This is a genomic window from Roseovarius arcticus (assembly GCF_006125015.1).
Classification (GTDB): domain Bacteria; phylum Pseudomonadota; class Alphaproteobacteria; order Rhodobacterales; family Rhodobacteraceae; genus Roseovarius; species Roseovarius arcticus.
This window is the reverse complement of record NZ_SZZN01000001.1, coordinates 1-20,088: the sequence shown is the minus strand read 5'-3', so window position 1 is coordinate 20,088 and position 20,088 is coordinate 1. Positions and strand designations below refer to the sequence as shown.

Annotated in this window: 20 protein-coding genes; 13 read left to right on the top strand and 7 right to left on the bottom strand. The window is 57.9% G+C overall.

Annotation, left to right across the window (positions count from 1 at the left end):
• Positions 1 to 12: 12 nt before the first annotated feature.
• The 5 genes from MK6180000_RS00100 to MK6180000_RS00080 all read left to right on the top strand — a co-directional run bounded on the left by MK6180000_RS00100 (position 13) and on the right by MK6180000_RS00080 (position 3,404).
• On the top strand, positions 13 to 669 hold the full coding sequence (locus tag MK6180000_RS00100) for a DUF998 domain-containing protein (protein ID WP_138932865.1): 657 nt from the start codon (positions 13 to 15) through the stop codon (positions 667 to 669).
• A gap of 4 nt (positions 670 to 673) precedes the next feature.
• A complete protein-coding gene (locus MK6180000_RS00095) occupies positions 674 to 1,186 on the top strand; it encodes a DUF421 domain-containing protein (RefSeq protein WP_138932864.1) in 513 nt (170 codons plus the stop codon).
• Positions 1,187 to 1,401: 215 nt separating this feature from the next.
• The gene (locus tag MK6180000_RS00090) at positions 1,402 to 2,076 is read left to right on the top strand and encodes a 50S ribosomal protein L25/general stress protein Ctc (protein ID WP_138932863.1); all 675 of its coding nucleotides are present in this window, start codon (positions 1,402 to 1,404) and stop codon (positions 2,074 to 2,076) included.
• A 158-nt stretch (positions 2,077 to 2,234) separates the two neighbouring features.
• Positions 2,235 to 2,960 (top strand): aminoacyl-tRNA hydrolase, encoded by a 726-nt coding sequence (pth, locus tag MK6180000_RS00085; protein ID WP_138932862.1) that lies wholly within the window; start codon positions 2,235 to 2,237, stop codon positions 2,958 to 2,960.
• Between the two features lie 66 nt (positions 2,961 to 3,026).
• Positions 3,027 to 3,404, top strand: coding sequence for a DUF2237 family protein (locus MK6180000_RS00080; protein ID WP_138932861.1), 378 nt, complete (start codon positions 3,027 to 3,029; stop codon positions 3,402 to 3,404).
• 246 nt (positions 3,405 to 3,650) lie between these two features.
• Here MK6180000_RS00080 and MK6180000_RS00075 read toward each other — a convergent pair whose 3' ends face one another.
• Positions 3,651 to 4,091, bottom strand: a complete 441-nt coding sequence (locus MK6180000_RS00075; protein WP_138932860.1) for a MarR family winged helix-turn-helix transcriptional regulator — start codon at positions 4,089 to 4,091, stop codon at positions 3,651 to 3,653.
• A gap of 253 nt (positions 4,092 to 4,344) precedes the next feature.
• On the opposite strand from MK6180000_RS00075, the gene MK6180000_RS00070 reads away from it, so the two are divergent.
• The 4 genes from MK6180000_RS00070 to MK6180000_RS00055 all read left to right on the top strand — a co-directional run bounded on the left by MK6180000_RS00070 (position 4,345) and on the right by MK6180000_RS00055 (position 6,588).
• Entirely contained in the window at positions 4,345 to 4,716 is a 372-nt protein-coding gene (locus MK6180000_RS00070) for a DUF1428 domain-containing protein (RefSeq protein WP_138932859.1), read from the top strand.
• Positions 4,713 to 5,504, top strand: a complete 792-nt coding sequence (locus MK6180000_RS00065; protein ID WP_138932858.1) for a VOC family protein — start codon at positions 4,713 to 4,715, stop codon at positions 5,502 to 5,504. Before MK6180000_RS00070 ends, MK6180000_RS00065 begins: the two co-directional genes overlap by 4 nt.
• Positions 5,504 to 5,986, top strand: a complete 483-nt coding sequence (locus MK6180000_RS00060) for a VOC family protein (RefSeq protein ID WP_138932857.1) — start codon at positions 5,504 to 5,506, stop codon at positions 5,984 to 5,986. Before MK6180000_RS00065 ends, MK6180000_RS00060 begins: the two co-directional genes overlap by 1 nt.
• 257 nt (positions 5,987 to 6,243) lie before the next feature.
• Positions 6,244 to 6,588: a VOC family protein gene (locus MK6180000_RS00055; protein ID WP_138932856.1), complete on the top strand. Its 345-nt coding sequence runs from the start codon at positions 6,244 to 6,246 to the stop codon at positions 6,586 to 6,588.
• 315 nt (positions 6,589 to 6,903) lie between these two features.
• Here the strand turns inward: MK6180000_RS00055 and MK6180000_RS00050 are convergent, their stop codons facing one another.
• Both MK6180000_RS00050 and MK6180000_RS00045 read right to left on the bottom strand, forming a co-directional pair.
• Positions 6,904 to 7,311: a carboxymuconolactone decarboxylase family protein gene (locus tag MK6180000_RS00050; RefSeq protein ID WP_138932855.1), complete on the bottom strand. Its 408-nt coding sequence runs from the start codon at positions 7,309 to 7,311 to the stop codon at positions 6,904 to 6,906.
• Positions 7,298 to 7,675, bottom strand: a complete 378-nt coding sequence (locus MK6180000_RS00045) for a MerR family transcriptional regulator (RefSeq protein WP_138932854.1) — start codon at positions 7,673 to 7,675, stop codon at positions 7,298 to 7,300. The genes MK6180000_RS00050 and MK6180000_RS00045 overlap by 14 nt, the downstream gene beginning before the upstream one ends.
• Before the next feature lie 329 nt (positions 7,676 to 8,004).
• On the opposite strand from MK6180000_RS00045, the gene MK6180000_RS00040 reads away from it, so the two are divergent.
• The 4 genes from MK6180000_RS00040 to MK6180000_RS00025 all read left to right on the top strand — a co-directional run bounded on the left by MK6180000_RS00040 (position 8,005) and on the right by MK6180000_RS00025 (position 13,611).
• Entirely contained in the window at positions 8,005 to 9,663 is a 1,659-nt protein-coding gene (locus MK6180000_RS00040; RefSeq protein ID WP_138932853.1) for an OpgD/OpgG family glucan biosynthesis protein, read from the top strand.
• A 224-nt stretch (positions 9,664 to 9,887) separates the two neighbouring features.
• A complete protein-coding gene (gene mdoH / locus MK6180000_RS00035; protein ID WP_138932852.1) occupies positions 9,888 to 11,687 on the top strand; it encodes a glucans biosynthesis glucosyltransferase MdoH in 1,800 nt (599 codons plus the stop codon).
• Between the two features lies 1 nt (position 11,688).
• Positions 11,689 to 12,831 (top strand): OpgC family protein, encoded by a 1,143-nt coding sequence (locus MK6180000_RS00030; protein WP_138932851.1) that lies wholly within the window; start codon positions 11,689 to 11,691, stop codon positions 12,829 to 12,831.
• 219 nt (positions 12,832 to 13,050) lie between these two features.
• Positions 13,051 to 13,611 (top strand): GNAT family N-acetyltransferase, encoded by a 561-nt coding sequence (locus MK6180000_RS00025; protein ID WP_138932850.1) that lies wholly within the window; start codon positions 13,051 to 13,053, stop codon positions 13,609 to 13,611.
• Between the two features lie 227 nt (positions 13,612 to 13,838).
• Here the strand turns inward: MK6180000_RS00025 and gyrB are convergent, their stop codons facing one another.
• From gyrB to dnaA, 4 genes are all read right to left on the bottom strand, one after another.
• Positions 13,839 to 16,256, bottom strand: a complete 2,418-nt coding sequence (gene gyrB / locus MK6180000_RS00020) for a DNA topoisomerase (ATP-hydrolyzing) subunit B (RefSeq protein ID WP_138932849.1) — start codon at positions 16,254 to 16,256, stop codon at positions 13,839 to 13,841.
• 84 nt (positions 16,257 to 16,340) lie between these two features.
• Positions 16,341 to 17,444 (bottom strand): DNA replication/repair protein RecF, encoded by a 1,104-nt coding sequence (gene recF, locus MK6180000_RS00015; protein ID WP_138932848.1) that lies wholly within the window; start codon positions 17,442 to 17,444, stop codon positions 16,341 to 16,343.
• Between the two features lie 45 nt (positions 17,445 to 17,489).
• On the bottom strand, positions 17,490 to 18,608 hold the full coding sequence (gene dnaN, locus MK6180000_RS00010) for a DNA polymerase III subunit beta (protein ID WP_138932847.1): 1,119 nt from the start codon (positions 18,606 to 18,608) through the stop codon (positions 17,490 to 17,492).
• Between the two features lie 124 nt (positions 18,609 to 18,732).
• On the bottom strand, positions 18,733 to 20,088 hold the full coding sequence (gene dnaA, locus MK6180000_RS00005; protein ID WP_138932846.1) for a chromosomal replication initiator protein DnaA: 1,356 nt from the start codon (positions 20,086 to 20,088) through the stop codon (positions 18,733 to 18,735).

Sequence of the window (20,088 nt, the reverse complement as noted above, 5' to 3'; positions counted from 1 at the left end):
AGGCCCCGCACCATGCCGCCCCAACATCACACTTCGGAGCAGGCCACACATGCAGAGCGGCCTTGGTTGCTGCTTGTGTTCGCGGCCTTGGGGCTGGCGGGATGTGCAGCGCTGATTGCAGGGACTATTATCGCACCACTTTTCGTTCCTGATTATAACTCAATTTCTGACACGGTCAGCGATCTTGCCGCCGGGCAGTCAGAGATCATCATGGACGTTGCCCTTTATGGGTTTGCTGCGGGCATTTTCGCGGTAGCGTTGGCTGCATCTCACGCTCATCTGGGTGGGATCTGGTGGACGCTAGGTATCTTGGCTTTGGCTGTCCTCGCTAGCATTGTCATCGTTATCGGTGCGCGTAACGAATATGGCGACGGTGATAGCAAGGGCGTCGTTATCCACATCTATCTGGTCTATGCGATGGGCGTGCTGGTGCCCTTTACATGTTCGGCGATGGCACCGGGACTACGCGCATCGGACCATCCAAAGGCTTACTGGGCGTTGATCGTGTCGGGCATCTGCTGGGCGGTATTGGCGCCGATTTTCCTACTCTCGTCCACCACGATTGATGGCCTGCTAGAGCGGGTCGTCGGCCTGACCTTTTGCGCCGCAATCGCCGTACTGTCATGGGTTTTCGCGGCGCGCGGCCTTGCCGCCCTTAGAAAGGATTAACGCGATGGATCTGTTCGATATCGTATGGCAGACCCTTTTGGCAGTTGTCGTCGTGATCGTCTTGGCGCGGGTGAACGGCCTGCGCTCATTCTCTAAGATGTCGAGTTTCGATTTCGCGCTGACTGTCGCGACGGGATCGGTGCTTGCCACTATGATGACCAGCGCCAAGACACCTTGGCCGGGTTTGGTCGCGCTGATCGTCCTGTTTGCGGCGCGCTACGTGATATCGGCGCTGCGGCAGCGCTCGTCCTTGGCACAGCGCATTACTGACAACACGCCTCTGGTGCTCTTTTACGAGGGTCAGTTTTTCGAAGAAAACCTCAAGCTTGCGCGGGTATCTCGGGACGATATCCGCTCTAAAATGCGCGAGGCGAACGCCATTAGTCCCGGAAGCGTGCGCGCGATTGTGTTGGAGGCAACGGGCGACGTTAGCGTCCTGCACGGCGATACGCTGGACACCGATTTGCTCAGTGATGTGTCATGGGGCCGCGTCCAGCGCCCCAATGATATTTCGTAGGCGGTTTTCGATTAGAATCCCGCATTCGCGTTGGCCTGCGCGGCGCAGTATGGGCCATTGGCCGATTCACCATTACGCGGTTCTCACGACCTCTAAGCGGCGCGCCCCGCGCGACATTGCCCCTTCCCATTCGCGCTCAAATCCTCTAAGGCCACGGCTTCACGCGGGGCTACAGCCTTGGAGGAGCCCCGCCCTTATCTGATGGAGAATTACACATGGCTGGAGAGATTCCTGATCTTCACGCCCAGGAACGCACGGGGACAGGCAAGGGCGCCGCTCGTGCCGCACGCCGCGCTGGCATGGTTCCTGGTATCGTTTTTGGTGGTGACAACGACCCGCTGCCGATCAATATCCCATTCAACGTACTGCTCAAGCGGCTCAAGCAGGGCCGGTTCCGGTCGACATTGTTCAACCTGAAGGTCGAAGGCCACGACGATGTGCGCGTCATCTGCCGCGACGTTCAGCGCGACGTGGTAAAAGATCTGCCGACGCACTTGGACCTGATGCGCCTTAAGCGTACGACCAAGATCAACCTGTTCATCCCGATCGACTTCCAGAACGAAGAAGAGTGCCCGGCCATCGCCAAAGGCGGCGTCATGACCACGATCCGCGGCGAAGTCGAACTGCTGGTCACGGCAGGCGACATTCCCGAAGCGTTGATCGTTGACATGATGAAGCTGGAGAACATCGGCGACACTATCACGATCTCGGATATCGAGCTGCCCAAGGGTGCCGAACTGGTGATCAAGGATCGTGACTTCATGATCTGCAACGTGTCTGCGCCGTCGGCCCTCAAATCGGATAGCGATGACGAGGACGAGGTCGATGCGGACGAAGTGCCCGCGACCGAGCAAGTCGACAACGCACCAGAGGACGCCGAGAAAGAGTAATCTTTCGGCCTCTATTGCAAGAATTTCAAACGCGGCCCCCTGTGATACGGGGGCCGCGTTTTTCGTTGCGAATATGCATTGCGGCCATTGACGATATTCCCCAATTCAAATCTCTGCCGAAACACGCTAAACCGTCCACAGCCAACTAGGGGCACGTCATGCTGATCTTTGTAGGGCTGGGAAATCCCGGCGCGAAATATGCTGGAAACCGGCACAATATCGGCTTCATGGCGCTGGATATGATTGCCAGAGATCACGGCTTTGGCCCATGGAAGGCGCGCTTTCAGGGCCAGACCAGCGAGGGAACGCTGGGCGGCGAGAAAGTGCTGCTGCTCAAGCCCGATACATTCATGAACCTCAGCGGGCAGTCGGTGGGCGAGGCCATGCGCTTTTTCAAGCTGGATACCACCGACATCACCGTTTTCCATGACGAGATCGACCTTGCCCCCGGCAAGGTGCGGGTCAAGGACGGAGGCGGTCATGCGGGGCATAACGGATTACGCTCAATCCATCAGCATATTGGACCGCACTATAGCCGCGTGCGCATGGGCGTCGGCCATCCGGGCCGCAAGGAGGCGGTGCCGGGCTATGTTCTGCACGATTTCGGCAAGGCTGATCAGAACTGGCTAGACGATGTCCTGCGCGGTTGTTCGGACGGCGCGCCGCATTTGGCAGCAGGCGATAGCGGAAGATTTCAAAACGCAGTTGCCCTGCGCACTGCGCCGCCGCGATCCTCAGGCGGGACAGCGCCAAAGGGTCGCAAAACGGCAGAGGCCGCGGCAAAGGCTGAACCGCAGCCCACCACAAAAGCGACGCCCGCCGCCCAACCCGAGGCCGAGGACACGCGCAGTACATTGCAGAAACTGGCCGACAGGTTTCGCTAAGCCGCGCGCCGCTTGCGCGCACGCTGTGCCACGCTACGCTGAGGCGAGCAAGGAAAGGTCAGGATTATGGAAAAAGACGCATCTGTAAACGCTATCGGAGGTCCGCTTACCGCATGCTCGCCGCGTGATCCGGTCACCGGTTTTTTTCGTGACGGCCATTGCAACACCTGCGCCGAGGATCGTGGCAGCCATACCGTCTGCGCAGTGATGACCGCCGAATTTCTCGCGTTTTCCAAATATGTAGGTAACGACCTCAGCACCGCGCGCCCTGAATTCGGTTTTGCGGGTCTAGCGCCGGGCGACGCTTGGTGCCTGTGCGCTGCGCGCTTTTTGCAGGCACACGATGAGGGCTGCGCGCCGCGCGTCCACCTTGCCGCGACGCACATACGGGCGGTGGATATCGTACCCCTCGACGTACTGAAAACACATGCGGATGATGCCTAAGTCGTCACTCGTGAGACACATCCCCGGAGGACCAAAGGCCGATCCTTAATTTGCTCTTATCTGTTTTCGTTTAATACAGCGCTGCCGTATACGCGCGGCGCGACCAGCGCTGCGTAAAGGCCTATGAATTTATCGATCGGCGCGTTGGTGGGCATGGGCCGAGCAGATCCAAAATTTCACCTAATGCAACGCCACCAATACGGACCCGAAATTTGGCCAGTGAAGTAACTTTTAACTCGGTCACAACTAATTTGGCGGCCCCTCGTTCCCTACAATCGCGAGCGTATTGAGGGACGTCCGAAGGTCATCGACGCTGCCAGACAGACCTCGCTCAATCTCTTCTTCGGTCGCGATCCATATCGGGATTGCCTGCTCCAACAGGTCCAATCCCTCGTTGGTCAAGCTCAGTCGACGGGCGCGGCGATCTTGGGCATCGGGTGTCACGATTAGCAGGCCGCGCCGCTCCAACGGTTTCAGGTTCGCGGTCAGCGTAGTGCGATCCATAGCGAGCAAACTTGCGACAGATCCGACGGTCGGCGGCTCGGGCCGGTTCAGCGAGATAAGAAGTGAAAACTGCCCACTTTTAAGCCCCAATTGGCGTAGTGCATCGTCGAACCTACGGGCAATCGCGCGGGCTGCGCGCTGTGTATGCAGGCATAGGCAGCTGTCTCGCACACGCAAAGTCATGCCGAAAGTTGCGTGGGTTGGGGAATTTGTTGACACAGGATATTTTAAGTTGATATCAACTTATTGTCAAGGGAATCGGAGGATCATCCGGGCTATGACCCCAACTCTATTGCGCCGTCGCACGCCAGTGCACGGCCCAGACACGCAGCAGCGTACCTGCAACGGCGCGCTACAACTGCATCCGATACCTTTGATCTTGGCGGGGCGGCTTACCGGAGTTTCGTGCGAATAACCCGGAAGTGGGAGAACACAAATGAGCTATATCAGCGGATTTCTGATTCCGGTCCCGATGGATCGGAAAGAGGACTACCGAAAAATGTCGGCTGACGCGGCCGACATATTCCGAGAGTACGGCGCCTTCGAGATCATGGAGGCTTGGGGGGAGGACGTGCGAGACGGCAAGGTCACTGACTTCAAGCGCGCAGTCCAAGCCGAGGATGACGAGGTCGTCGTTTTCTCGTGGATCGTCTGGCCAGATAAAGCCACCGCCGACGCCGCCGAGATTAAAATGCAGGACGACGACCGGATGAAACCGCCAGCAGACCCACCATTCGACATGCAGCGTATGATCTTTGGCGGCTTTTCTCCCATCTTTGAGATGGGACGGAAAGGAGAGAGCAAATGAAAAACAGTGACGGGACCCCGATCTGGTATGAATTGATTACCCACGATCCCAAACCTGCGCAGGATTTCTACGGCGCGGTGATGGAATGGACCTTCTCCTCCCCACCCGGAGGATTGCTACGTGACTACCGCACCTTTGCAGCGACCGATGGTGAAGGCGTCGGCGGTGTTATGAAGGCACCAGCGGACGCCTCATTCGCGCCAATTTGGGCAGTATATTTCGCGGTCGCAGACGTGGATGCAGCGGCCCAGCAGGTCAAGGCCCTTGGCGGCAGCGTTCATATGGAGCCGCAGGACATTCCCGATGTCGGCCGCTTTGCGTTCGTCGCTGACCCGCAGGGCGCTATGTTCTACCTGATGCGCGGCCATACGGATGCCGGTAGCACCGCATTTGCGCCAATGAAGGCTGGCCATTGCTCTTGGAACGAACTGGTGACGTCCGATCAGGATGCGGCGCTGGCATTTTATGGCAAGCTGTTCGGCTGGGAGAAAACTGGGTCAATGCCCATGGGCAAGAATGGCAACTACACTTTTTTCGGCAAAGGTGACGTTGAGATGTTCGGCGCGATGATGAACACGCAAGACGAGGGCGCGGCACCGTTCTGGAACTTTGCTTTCAATGTGGCAGACATCGACAGCGCAAAGGCGGCGGTCGAATCCGGCGGCGGCACAATTACCCATGGGCCGATCGAGTTGCCGGGCGATCAGGGCGACTGGATGATCCAGCTTAATGACCCACAAGGCGCGAAAGTAATGTTCACTGGCAAGCGCAAGAACGGAGCGATGTGATGGGCGCGATTAGCACATTTCTGTGGCTCGACGGTCAGGCAGAAGCGGCGGCCGAGTTCTACACCGGCTTGTTTCCAGATAGCCACATCGACGAGAAAACACACACGACTATGGACTATCCCGGTGGCAAGGAAGGGGACGTGATCACCGTCGCCTTCACGCTCTCTGGGCGCAGCTTTATTGCGATGAACGGGGGGCCGGGGCATCCCTTTACCGATGCGATTTCGCTAAGCATCGACTGCTCCGATCAGGCGGAAGTCGACCACTATTGGAGCGCGCTGTCAGAGGGTGGCGCGCCCATTCAATGTGGATGGATCAAAGACCGCTTCGGACTTCATTGGCAGGTCACGCCGCGTATCTTGCCTCGTCTCCTTGCCGATCCAGATCGCGCAAAGGCAAGGCGGGTCATGGAGGCAATGGTTCAAATGGTAAAGATAGACGTCGCCGCGATCGAGGCAGCGGCGAAGGGTGCGCGTCACTGACCTCGTAAACATCCACTTTTCCAGAATTCTCCACAAAGGGCGTTTGCGATGACGTCCTCACCACCCCGCAGCAATTAAATCGGCCAAATTTGACCGCGAAAATGCCGGCGCTTCGCAAATTCGTTGACCGCCACACGGCACGGCCCGAATTTCGCACAGCCCTCGATGAAAAGATGCAGCCATTCGAAGAGAACGCTGCGAAGTATGAGGGCGCACCCTGACCTAAGCTAGAACTTGGCGAACCAAAGGAGAAAATCATGAGGGTCACCGACATCTTCCTCAGTATAAATGCTCGCGATTTCGAGGCGCAGACCAATTGGTGGACGACGCTTCTCGGACGCGGCCCGGACCAATCCCCCATGCCAAATTGCCGGGAATGGGAACTGGCCCCTTCGGTCCTGTTTCAGGTCTTAAATGCGCCCGAAGGCGAGCGCGCGGCAGTGTCCCTGCGCATTGTAGGGCTGACGGACGAGATTGAAAGACTGCGGAAGGCTGGCATCGCCGTGCCTGATCCGCAAAAGGTCGAAGGTTTTGATACACTCAGGTGGGCGGCCCTCGCCGATCCAGAGGGGAATGACCTCAACCTGCTCGAAGGTGTCTGAATCCTTGGCCGGCGGTGTGGTGATGTCTGCCTTCGAGGCGCGGCAGAGTGCCCGATTACAAGCGTGACTTTCCCCATGGCGGGTGGGCGGCGCAGTGATCTGCGTTGCAGTAAGTGAGGACAATGTCACGATGCGCGGTCCAAGTTTCTTCTTTCTTCGTCGGCCCAACAATGAGATCTTCGCCAATCACTGACGGAAGCAGAGTGGGTCGATCGCCGAAAGTCAGAGCCGCGCGATCAAATTCGTCGCGGCGCACAGGCCGACCGGTCTCGCTTGGAGACAGGCGAATGCCTGTGGATAGTGCGGTTCATGACATCAACCGTCCGATTGATGACTATCAGCGAACACTTCCTTTGCTGCAAACAGCCCATTCAATGCTGCTGGGAAACCAGCGTAGACCGCCATTTGCATCAAAATCTCAGTGATTTCTTCCTGCGAAAGTCCGACATTCAAGCCTGCCTCGATATGCACCTTGAGCTGCGGTTGCGCTGTCCCCATCGCCGCAAGCGCTGCAATAGTAGCAATCTCGCGGTCGCGCAGCGATAGGCCGGGCCGGGAGTAGATATCGCCAAACGGGAACTCAAGAAGGTAGGTTGCGAAGTCAGGCGCTATCCCCGCAAGCGCGTCAATCACCCTCTGGCCGCCCTCGCCGTCGATCGCCGCAAGTGCGCGCTGCCCGCGCTCTAACCGTGTTTCGCTACTCTGCAAATCATTCTGCGTCATGGTTCTGTATCCTCTGTTTTGCTTCGGCATAACTGCCTATTTTGGTGTCGAGGACAATGAGACAGGCCTCCAGTTCCGCGACGTGCGCGCGAACCTTCTCGCGGTGCGCCTCAAGCAATGCGCGACGTTCTGGTGCTGTATCCGCACCTTTTGCCCGCAAATTCGCGTAGCGCAGCATCTCGCGGATCGTCATCCCCGTGGTTTTCAGTCGACCCAAAAACTCAACCCAAACCAGAATTGAGACGTCATAGTCACGTCGGCCGGAAAAATCGCGGTCGGCACGGGGAAGCAGTCCTATCCGCTCGTAATAGCGGATCGTATGCGCAGACAATCCTGTGCGTTTTGCAAGATCTCCGATTTTCATTTTGCATCTTCTTTCATCACCACGCTAGGGACTCTACGAGTTAGAGCGCGCTCTAAGTCAAGAGCCACTTTGGGCGAAAAGTTCAGCAGACAGCACTCCGCACGTCAGGTCGATCTTGTTTGGAGCTGCACAAAAAATAGGCTCAAACTCAACGTAATTGCCGGTTTTTTCGGTCCAGACTCGCGAAAACCCGCCTGTTCTCAAGTAGTTCGACAGATTGATGTGGCGGTGCAGCAAAACCGGGCCTAATGAACCCACGTGATGGGTCTGCCATTCGAGTGAGTCGTCTGCACACGATGCCATCTCTTTGAAAGAGTTTATGGGTTTCAATGTCTTTAAAGCCACGGTCTCCTGAACAGAGCCTGTGCCGTCTTAACCGCCGCACTCTTCTCTCTGCTCTCACCGGCTCTGTGGCCGCTGTCGCTTTCGCGCGCAGCGCCATAGCTCAGGATATTGCGGAGCCTGTTTCAGAGACAAAAATAGCCCCTACGGCGCCCGACGCTCCGACGCCTGAAGCTCCCGCGCCTCAGCCGTTCTCGTTCGAGTGGCTGGATGCACGCATGAGCCAAACCGCGCAGACTGAGTACGTTGCACCTGTTGACGCGCCCGAAGTGATCGCGGACCTCGACTACGACGACTACCGTAAAATTCAGTTTGATCCGAAACGCGCCCGCTGGGATGAAGGCGGCGTATTATTCCGGCTGCATGCGTTTCATCCGGGCTGGCTCTATAAACAAACGGTGGCGATCCACGAGGTCGTGGACGGGGTTCAGACCCCAATGGCCTTTTCCACCGATGATTTCATCTATTTCGACGACCTTTTACCTCGCGTGCCTCAGCACGCCGAATTGCCCGGCGTGGCAGGGTTTCGTCTGAACACGCCGCTTAACCGCGCCGATAAATTTGATGAATTGATCTCCTTTGTCGGAGCCTCCTATTTCCGCGCGTTGAGCCGTGACAGCAGCTATGGCCTTTCGGCGCGCGGCCTTGCGATAAATACAGGTCTTGCCGGCGAAGAAGAATTCCCACGCTTTTCCGAATTCTGGCTGGAGCGCCCGAACGCAGGTCAAGAAGAAGTTGTATTATATGCCGCTCTCGACAGCCCGTCTTGCACTGGGGCCTACCGCTTTGTTATCCGCCCCGGCGCTGAGACGACCATCGACGTCACCGCCAAACTGCACTTCCGCAGTGATGTGGAACAATTGGGCGTGGCGGCGCTGACCTCAATGTTCCTGTTCGATGAGAAAAACAGCAATATCTTCGATGATTATCGCCCTCAGGTCCATGACAGCAACGCGCTGATGGTCATGCGCACAGACGGGGATGTGTTGTGGCGCCCGCTCAACAACCCGCCGCGCCTGGCCAGTACCTATCTCAATGAACCCAATCTGAAATCTTTTGGGCTGATCCAGCGGGATCGCGACTTTGACGACTACCAAGACGCAGGCGCGCAGTATCAAGACCGTCCATCCGTTCTAGTCGAACCTCAGGGAGACTGGGGCGCTGGGGCGATCCGATTGGTCGAAATTCCCTCTGATCTCGAAGGCAACGATAACATTGTCAGCTTTTGGGTGCCCTCGGAAAAACCGCGAGCAGGGGAAAGCCGTGAGTACGCCTATCGTTTGCGTTGGGGCGCGCTTGGAACTGACCGCGACGGCGACCGCGCGTGGATTGTCAACACGTTAGCCGGCAAAGGCGGCACGTCAGGTGTGTCGGGAGCCACAGCCTCGTTGCGCAAATTTGTCATCGACTTTGATGGCGGATTGATGGCGGGACTTTCGGACGACGCAAAGATGGAGCCTGTTGTCACTCTGTCGCAGGGAAAAATTCAGCACGTCGCCTTGTCTAAGATCAGAAACACCACCAAGTGGCGTCTTGTGATTGATGTGGACGGACAAAATGAAAGCGTCGTGGAACTTGTGGCCCATGTCGCGGGTTTTGGTCGAAAACTGACCGAAACATGGATTTATCAATGGCTACGCGAATGATGATTCAGAGTTCCTCTTCGTTTTTGTCCGATGCGCTTGCGGTTGAAGTCCGCAAGTCGGCCATTTTACGCGACGCGGGGCTGCCCGATGCACCCTTGGCGATGCCAAGTCAGGTGATTGAGTCCTCACGTCCCAACGCAATCCACGCCGCAGGAGGCGGGCTAAATCGCCTGCTATCTTTGCTTGCCCAAGGCTTTGGCCGGACGGCGCGTGGCCGCTAACTGATGACCCGCAAAACGTCCTTTGGCCGCGTGCTATCGGCGCGGGCGTTTGCATTGGTGACAAGCGTCGGCCTTGGGGCTGGTGCAGCAGCGCTATTTTTGCAGTTTGGCGCAGCCGACGGCTATCAGATGGTTGACGGCGTGCGCGCAGCTTTGGTGTTCATCACCACGTTTTGGCTTGCATGGGGTGCAGTGCAGTCGGTCGAGGGGCTGATTTCATCACGCAAGCCCGCCCCCCCGCTTACGACGCCCATTACCGCTCGCACCGCAATTTTAATGCCCGTCTACAACGAAGATCCCGGTGCGGTGTTTGCCCGCGTGGCGGCGATGGATAACGCCATAGCGCGGCTGGAACTGACGGAATATTTTGATTTCGCCATCCTGTCTGACACGCAAAGCGACCGATTGGGCGCTGAGGAAGAGCGTTGGTTCGTCCGCCTGTGGGACGATCGTCACCAAGCTGCACGCCAAGCGGTAGGTGAAGCGCCAAGGTTCTTCTACCGTCGTCGCCGTCGCAACACAGGGCGCAAGGCGGGCAATATCCAGGATTTCTTTGAAACCTCTGGCGCAAATTATGACTTCGCTTTGATTCTGGACGCGGACAGCTTTATGGAAGGAGCCACCATAGCCGAGATGGTGCGCCGGATGCAGGCCGATCCAACTTTGGGCCTGTTGCAAACTTTGCCACGCATCACAGGGGCGCAGTCGCGATTCGGCCGCGCCATGCAGTTCGCCGCTGGGTTCTATTCACCTATTTTCGCTCGCGGTCAGGCCGCGATGCAGGGTGTCACAGGCCCGTTTTGGGGCCACAACGCTCTGGTCCGGGTGCGTGCCTTTGCCGAGAGTTGTGCGCTGCCAGAGCTTTCCGGACCGCCTCCCTTTGGCGGCCATATCCTCAGCCACGATTACGTCGAAGCCGCGCTTTTGGCGCGTGCAGGTTGGTCTGTGCGCGTCGATCCCGATCTCGGTGGCTCCTATGAGGAAGGCCCGGAGAACATGATCGACTTTGCCAAACGCGACCGACGGTGGTGTCAGGGGAACCTGCAACATATCAGGGTTATCTCGGCGCCGGGCCTCAAAGCGTGGTCAAGGTTTGTGTTTTTCCAAGGCATCCTGAGCTATATCGCACCGCTGTTTTGGATGATGTTTCTGGCCTCCAGCCTCTACGCGGCGGCGACCGCTCCCGAACCGGATTTCTTTCCCGACCCATTCCAGCTGTTCCCGGTCTTTCCCTCCGATCAGACCTCAAAGGCAGTCAGCGTAGCGGTCGGTGTGTTTGGCCTCTTGGTCTTTCCAAAGGTGCTCATCTTGTTGGACGCGGCGGCGCGGGGCCGGGTTTCGCATTTTGGCGGCACCGTGATCGCCCTGCGCGGCATGATCCGCGAATTAGTAATGTCATCGATTAACGCGCCGATCATGCTGATGTGGCAAACGCGGGCGGTGCTTCAGGTTTTGAGGGGGCACGACGGCGGCTGGCCCGCTCAATCTCGGGGTGATGGGCGGCTCACACTGCCAGATGCCTTCGCCGCTGGCTGGTGGATCCAGCTTTGGGGGATCGCGGTGATCTTTCTCACCTACAACTTCGCTGCCAATCTCATGCTATGGGTCTTGCCGATTGGGGCGCCTCTGGTCTTGGCCCCGCTGGTGATATGGCTCACCTCACAGCCCTCTAAACCGCCTGTTTTTCTGACCCCGGAAGAAATCGCCCTACCGCGGGTTATCGCAGATTACCGCCGGATCATGCACAAGTGGGCCCAAACCACAGCGGAACCCATCGCCCCTGCCGTAGGAATTTCCGCCTGATATGTCTGGACTTGTGTCGCCAACCAGCCTTCCGGGCTCTCCTCGCGATCCGCGCCTCGATTTCTTTCGTGGCCTCGCGCTTGTGATGATTTTCATCAACCATGTTCCCGGCAATCCCCTTGAGATATTCACCAACCGCAATTTTGGCTTCTCCGACGCCGCCGAAGGCTTCGTCTTTATGTCTGGCATGGCGGCGGGGCTGGCATATCCAGCAGCCTTTGCCCACTTGCCGCTTTGGCGCGCTGTGGCCAAATGCTGGGGGCGGGCATGGACGCTTTACGCCGTGCATCTGGTGATCTCGATCATCTGTCTGGCGATAATGATGGGTGCGGCCTATTGGTTTGGCGCCGAAAAAATGTGGCAGGTCAACAATGTCGGCCCGTGGATGAAAGCCCCCGTTCAGGCCACCATCGGTATCGCGACTTTGGGGCACCAGTTTGGCTATCTTAACATCCTGCCAATGTATGCGGCGCTCTTGCTAATGACACCGGTGATGATCTTGGTCGCGCAACGCCACATCTGGATCATGCTCGGTGGCTCGTTCTTATTGTGGATCATCACTGGCGAGACGAGGCTGAATATGCCCGCGTTTCCCAACTCGGGGGGCTGGTTCTTCAATCCATTCGCATGGCAGTTTCTCTTTGCCATAGGGCTGGCCACAGGGATGCGGCTGAAATCCGGTCAACGGCTTTTGCCTAATGTGGCTTGGGCCAAATGGGCGTCTTTGGCAGCTTTGGTCTTTGTTTTGGCTTGGATGAAAATCGACATAGTCCAAAGCACCGGACGCGCTGGCCTATCGTTTTTAAGAGATCATGGTTTCCCGTTCTACATCACTGATTTTGACAAAACTTTCCTCGCTGCACCGCGTTTGTTGCACATTTTGCTTTTGGTGTATTTCCTGTCCACTCAAAGCTGGGTGATACGCCTGTCCGCCAGTCGCTGGGTCTGGCCCATTGATTTGATGGGGCGGTTTGGGCTTGCCTGCTTCGCGGTGGGGACCGTGTTGTCGATCCTTGGCCAGTCAATCAAAGCCGCTTTGATCTATGATCCTTGGATCTTTGACATGGGCTACGTCTTCCTAGGCCTTGCACTTCAAATGGGGTTTGCCCGCATTAAATGGCAACTGGCGCAAAAGCCCGTTTGACCTGTTTTCTTCTGCGCGCAGGTCACCGCGTGTAACACCGCCAATACAAGCATCATTGAAGTAGCGGAAAAGTTCGACCCGCGCGCCCAATGGCTGAAAACTGCTCCGAAAAAGAATTTTTCCAAACCACTGGACGACGCTGCACTGCAGCATTACCTTTAGCGCGGGAGGGCAACATGCCCGTCGGCTTTGTCCGATGGAAGTACGAGGTCCTTACTTGTGTTTCACGAAACTGCACGTATCCAGCCGGGAATCAGGCGACTGTGGAAGTCTGATCAGCCACAGTTGATCGACCATTTTCAAAGGCTCGACGACGAAACACGTCGCCTTAGGTTTGGCGGCATGGTGAGCGATGGGTTTGTCAGCGAATATGCCGAGCAGGTCCTGTCGACTGACGCGGTGATTTTCGGCTCTTTTCCTGATGATGAGCTGCGCGGTGTCGCAGAGTTGCGTGGCCTCATCAATAGTTGGCCTCGAAACGCCGAAGTTGCGCTACTTGTTGAACCCGCATGGCAGGACGTGGGCATCGGCGAGGCCCTGCTCAGCCGCCTGATCGCTGCCGCGCAGAATCGCGGGGTTAAAACGCTTCATATGCTCTGCCTGCGCGAAAATATGAGTATGCGGAGCTTGGCGAAAAAGCATAGTGCACATCTGGAGATCGACGTCGGCAACGTCGAGGCCACGCTTGCCCCTTCTTGGCCAACACCAATGTCAGTCTTCGAGGAGATGTTCGGCGACACACGCAGCTATCTGGACACGCTCTTTCATCAACCCAAATGAAGAGGCCCCAAGCGGCGGCGCGCCTATGTGCTTGCGCGCCTGAGAGATTGAGCATGAGCGACTATGAAAATAACCATATGATATCGGCACCTTAGACATACCCCATCTCCTGCGCTGGGAGAGGCGCGGAAACGCATGAAAGTACTAAATTTTTCGGCCGGGCAGATTGCATTTGAGATCTTTGCAAAGCTTACATGCTGCACCGATTTATGCGCTTCTCTACAAAATCAGAAATCCAAATTTTCTACATTAAGTGCGTTTTGCTGGATAAATTCGCGGCGCGGCTCGACGACATCGCCCATCAGCTTGGTAAATAGATCGTCCGCCTCGGCCACGTCATCAACCTTCACTTGCAGTAAAGTGCGCGCGTCAGGGTCCAGCGTTGTTTCCCACAGTTGATCTGGGTTCATCTCTCCCAGACCCTTGTAACGCTGCAGCGACAGACCCTTTTCGCCCTCGGTCAAGATGGCATCAAGAAGGTCCATCGGACCATAAATCATCTGAGTACGGTCCTTGCGCATCAACGTTGCGGGAAGGTCGTAGACCTCCTGCAGGGCTTTGGTGAACGAGCCTGTGCGCTTCGCCTCGCCGCCGCGCAGAGCGGGGCCGTCCAGCGTGCGTACCTCTTCGACGCCGCGTAAAATGCGGGCCAAGCGGATGCCGTGATCTTGGGTAATCCGGCCCGTCCAGCCACGTTCGTATTCCAGCGCGATAAGGTTCAGACGGTCGGCGACCTTAGCGGCCACGCCGGGCAGGTCGGCCTCGACCGCGCCCGGAGTAAACGCACCCGCAATAGCGGCCTGTTCCAAAATGTGGCGCGGATAATGGGTCGGAAACGCCTCAAGCACGCGGCGCAACTGGCGGGCGGTATCGACCACGCGGGTCAAATCGGCGCCGGCGATATCCTCGCCGTTGCCCTGCCGCAGAGTGACGCCGTCAACGCCCTGCTCGATCAGGTAATCCTGCATCGCGGCCTCGTCCTTGAGATACACTTCGGACTTGCCACGTGATACCTTATATAGGGGCGGCTGCGCGATATAGAGATGACCGTTTTCGATTAGTTGTGGCATCTGGCGGTAGAAAAAGGTCAGCAGCAGTGTGCGAATATGCGCGCCGTCGACGTCGGCGTCCGTCATGATGACAATCTTATGGTAGCGCAGCTTGCTGAGGTTGAATTCATCGCGGCCGATGCCTGTGCCCAGGGCCATCACCAGATTGCCGATTTCCTGGCTACCCAGCATCCGATCAAACCGCGCGCGCTCAACGTTCAGGATCTTGCCCTTGAGCGGCAGAATCGCCTGCGTGCCACGATCGCGGCCTGTCTGAGCGCTGCCACCGGCGCTGTCACCCTCGACCAGGAAAACCTCGGTCTTGGTCGGGTCTTTTTCCGAGCAATCCTTAAGCTTGCCAGCAAGGAAATTCACATCCATCGCCGATTTTCGCCGCGTCAAATCCCGCGCCTTGCGCGCCGCCTCTCGGGCAAAAGCGGCCTCTACAATCTTGGAGGTAATAATCTTGGCCTGAGCCGGGTTCTCTTCGAACCATTCTGCCAGCTTCTCAGACACGAGGTTTTCAACCGCAGGGCGCACCTCGGAGGAGACCAGCTTGTCCTTGGTCTGGCTAGAAAATTTCGGATCGGGCACTTTGACCGACAAAACGCACGTCAAACCCTCGCGCGCGTCGTCACCGGTAAAGTTAATCTTTTCCTTCTTGGCGATGCCGCTGGACTGCGCGTAGTTGTTAATCGTCCGCGTCAGCGCGCCCCGGAAACCTGCCAAGTGCGCGCCGCCGTCCCGCTGCGGGATGTTGTTGGTAAAAGGCAGCACCGTTTCGTGATAGCTGTCGTTCCACCACATCGCGACCTCGACGCCGATGTCGTCACGCTCGCCGGTGATGAAAATTGGTTCAGGCAGCATCGCTATCTTGTGGCGATCCAAATATTTGACGAATTCCTTGACGCCGCCGTCGTAGAACAGCTCCGATTCTAGTGGCTCTGTTGGACGCTCATCCCGTAGCAGGATGCGCACGCCAGAATTCAAAAACGCCAATTCGCGCAGGCGTTTCTCCAGCGTTTCGAAAACATACTCAAGGTTCGAAAATGTGTCGGTTGACGCAAGAAAGCGAACCTCGGTGCCCTTGCGGCCATTCGCCGGCCCGACGACCTCAAGATGCTTCACCGTATCGCCGCGCTCAAAGCGCGCGATGTGCTCTTTGTCATTTCGCCAGACGCGCAGTTCCAGCCAATCGCTGAGCGCATTGACCACTGAGACGCCAACGCCATGCAGACCGCCCGACACCTTGTAAGAGTTCTGGTCGAATTTGCCGCCCGCATGCAACTGGGTCATGATGACCTCAGCGGCCGAGACGCCCTCTTCTTCATGGATCGCGACGGGCACGCCGCGCCCATTGTCGCTAACCGAAACTGAGCTGTCGTCGTGGATAGTAACGGTCACGCGGTCGGCGTGGCCTGCCAGCGCCTCGTCGATGCCGTTGTCGACGACCTCATACACCATATGATGCAAGCCCGACCCGTCGTCGGTGTCACCGATATACATGCCGGGGCGCTTGCGCACGGCATCCAAACCCTTGAGAACCTTGATAGAATCGGCGCCGTATTCTTCGGGCGCGGTCACAGCCTCGGACATGCGGAATTTCCTTAGTGATTTTGTTATTTTATAAGGGTTTCGCTGGGGGATGTCACGCAGCTATGCGGCAATTTCCGCTCCGCGCTACAGCGGCGTGACGCGCGAGATCCCAGCCTCGTCCGTCACTTCGATATGCTGGGCGCGCGCGCCAAGTTCTGCAAACAGTTCCGCTCCTGTGCCGGTCATCCACGCCTGAGCGCCAAGAGCGCAGACCTCGTCATACAGCGCGGCGCGGCGCCCTGCATCCAGGTGCGCGGCGACCTCGTCTAATAGCAGGATGGGCGGCGCGCCAAAGGACTTTGCCAGAGCGCGCGCATTGGCCAGAATCAGCGAAACAAGCAGCGCCTTCTGCTCGCCGGTCGAGCAATCGCGCGCAGGAACACCTTTGGCGGCATAGACGCCATAGAGATCCGCCCGGTGTGGCCCGACCAAAGTGCGCCCAGCCATCAAATCGCGAAACCGACTCTCGGCCAGTGCGGCGCGGTAATCATCTTCACTGCCGGGCATCTCGCCGTCCGTTGCTGTCAACTCCAGCTCGGCCACAGGAAAGGCAGTTTCTGCCTCGCCCTGCGCGCGGTGCAATTCCACCAGCGCGGCGCGCCGACCTGCATCAATCTGGGCGCCGCTGCGGGCCATTTGCGCTTCGAGCGCCTGATACCAATGGGCATCTCGCACCTGATCCTTTAGCAGGCGGTTGCGCTCGCGCATGGCCTTATCAAAATCCAGCACCGCCTCGGCATGTGACGGAAGGAAGCTCATCGTGACGCGGTCCAAAAACCGTCGCCGCCCCTCTGCCCCTTCTATCCACAGGCGGTCCATTGACGGCACCAGCCACAGCACACGCGCGATACGTCCCAGCGCAAGTTGCGGCGCTGCCTTGTCGTCGATGCGCACCTGCCGCGCCCCGCCGCCTTCGGCCCAGATCACCACTTCGCGGGTAATGTCCAGCGAGTGCAAGATGCCCGACAGCTTCCATCCCAGCGCCTCAGGGCGTCGCACCATATCCTGCGCCGACGCCCCGCGCAGCCCGCGCCCGGGCGAAAAGAGCGATACCGCCTCAATCAGGTTAGTTTTGCCCGCGCCGTTAGGTCCATGGATCGCAATCGGGCGCGCATCCAAGTCAAGCCGCCCCGACTTGTACGAGCGGAAATGCGAAAGGCCGAGCGATGACAGGTAAAGCTCCGTCATGCCCGGCCTTTCATCTTGGCAAGATTACTCAAAATTCGGTCGGCGTCACACGCGCATCGGCATAACGACATAAACGGCGCTCAGGTCATTGCCTTCTCGCATTAACGTGGGGTCGCCGGCCGAGTTAAACAGGAAAACCGCGTTTTCGCGATCAACCTGAGAGGCAATTTCCAGCAGGTATTTGGCGTTAAAGCCAATCTCCAGCTTTTCATCGCCGTAAGCAACGGCGAGCTCCTCCTCGGCGGCGCCGCTATCGGGCGCATTAACTGACAGGATCAGGCGATCCTCGTCCAGCGACAGCTTGACCGCGCGCGAGCGTTCGGAACTCACAGTCGCCACACGGTCGACGGCCTGCGCGAATTCGGCGGCGTCCACTTCCATCCTGCGGGTGTTGCCCTGCGGGATGACGCGGGTGTAATCGGGGAACGTGCCGTCGATTACCTTGGATGTCAGTGTCAGATTAGGCGTGGCAAAACGGATCTTGGTCTCGCTAACCGACACGGCGATTATCATATCGTCGTCTTCCAGCAGCTTGCGCAACTCGCCCACCGTTTTGCGCGGCACGATCACGCCCGGCATGTCCGATGCGCCCTCAGGCAGATCTGCGTCAATGCGGGCAAGACGGTGACCGTCTGTCGCAACGCAGCGCAGCACTTTGCCGCTCTCAGCATCCGAGACGTGCATATAGACGCCGTTCAAATAGTAGCGCGTTTCCTCGGTAGATATGGCGAACTTCGACTTGTCGAACAGCCGCCGCAGCACCGGCGCCTTGGCCGAGAAATTGCAGGCGTACTCGGACGACGCCATCACCGGGAAATCCTCTTTCGGCAGCGTGGCGAGGTTAAAGTTAGAGCGGCCAGCCTCGACCGTCAGGCGGCCCGCGGCGCTGTCATCAATCAGCGTGACCAGCGCGCCATCGGGCAACTTACGCACGATTTCGTGCAAAGTGACGGCCGATACAGTCGTCGCGCCGGGACGCTCGACCTGCGCAGTGGCCTTGTCGGTGACCTCAATATCCAGATCGGTGGCGCGAAAGCTAACAGTATTTCCCTCGGCCTCGATCAGTACGTTGGCGAGGATCGGGATCGTATTGCGCCGCTCCACAACCGATTGCGCCTGGGCAACGGCCTTGAGCAGTGTTCCGCGTTCGATGCTGAGCTTCATGCCGATACTCCCTAAAAGGCGCCGACGCCGCGCCGGGAATGGCACGGTATCAACACCGCCTTGCTGTGCAAGTCATTTGTTGGCTTTTTGGGCTGGAATAGCAAGGCGGTCAATACCTGCCGCCTTACGCCTCCAGTGTGCGGCGCAGCAGGTCGATATCCTCAGCGATCTGGTTATCCGCTATGCGAAGCTCATCAATGCGGCGAACGCCGTGCATGACCGTGGTGTGATCGCGCCCGCCAAAGCGGCGCCCGATCTCCGGCAGGCTGCGTGATGTCATCTGCTTGCTGAGGTACATCGCGACTTGGCGCGGGCGGGCAAAGATCCGCACCCGCTTGGGTCCGATCAAATCGCTAAGGCGGATGTTGTAATGATCTGAGACCTGACGCTGGATTTCTTCGATAGTCACCTGGCGCTCGCTGCTGCGCAACACGTCAGCGAGGCAATCCTGCGTCAGCTCCAGCGTGATTTCATGGCCAACAAGGGACGCGAAAGCAAACAAGCGCGTCAGCGCGCCTTCCAGAACCCGCACGTTCTTGGTGATCCGCATGGCCAGAAATTCCAGCACGCCATCGGCCAGCACGAGGCCGGGATACTGCGCGCGGTAATACTCGACCTTGGATTGCAGGATGCCGAGGCGCAGTTCGTAATTGGTGGGATGTAGATCGACAACAAGGCCACATTGCAGGCGCGATTTAATCCGCTCTTCGAGGTTCTCGATCTCGCCCGGTGCGCGGTCGGCAGAAATGATAATCTGCTTTCCACCATCGACAAGTGCGTTGAATGTATGGAAAAATTCTTCTTGTGTACTATCCTTGCCGGCGATGAATTGCACATCGTCAACCATCAACACATCAACTGAGCGGAACATGGATTTGAAATCCATCATCTTTCGTTCGCGCAATGCCGACACAAAGCGGTACATGAATTGCTCGGCCGACAGGTAGACGACGTTCAACTCGGGCTGGCGCTGTGACAGCTCCCACGCGATGGCGTGCATCAGGTGCGTTTTACCCAGTCCCACGCCGCCATAGAGAAAGAGAGGGTTGAACGTGACTGGCCCGCCATTTGCAACGCGCTTGGCCGCCGCATGAGCCAACTCGTTCGGCTTGCCCACCACAAACGTATCAAAGGTGAAGCGGCGGTCAAGCGGTGCTGCCGGGATGCCTGCGTCCCGTTTGGACGCGGCTTCGACCTTGGCTGCCGCGCGCGGGGCGGCCGCAGGGCGGCGGGCTTGATTTGCAGGCACTTGGAAATGCACGCGGCGGATCTCTGGTGAAATACCCTGCGCATGATAGAGAATTTGGTCGCCATACTTCTGCGAGACGTAATTGCCGACAAAACTGGTGGGAACCGCAAAGATCGCAACACCCTCATCAACATGAGACAGCTCCAGCGGCTCGATCCAGCTCTTATAGTTGCTCTTGCCGATTGTCTTGAGCAGGTCCTGCTTAAGTTGACCCCATTGATCTTTTGTCAT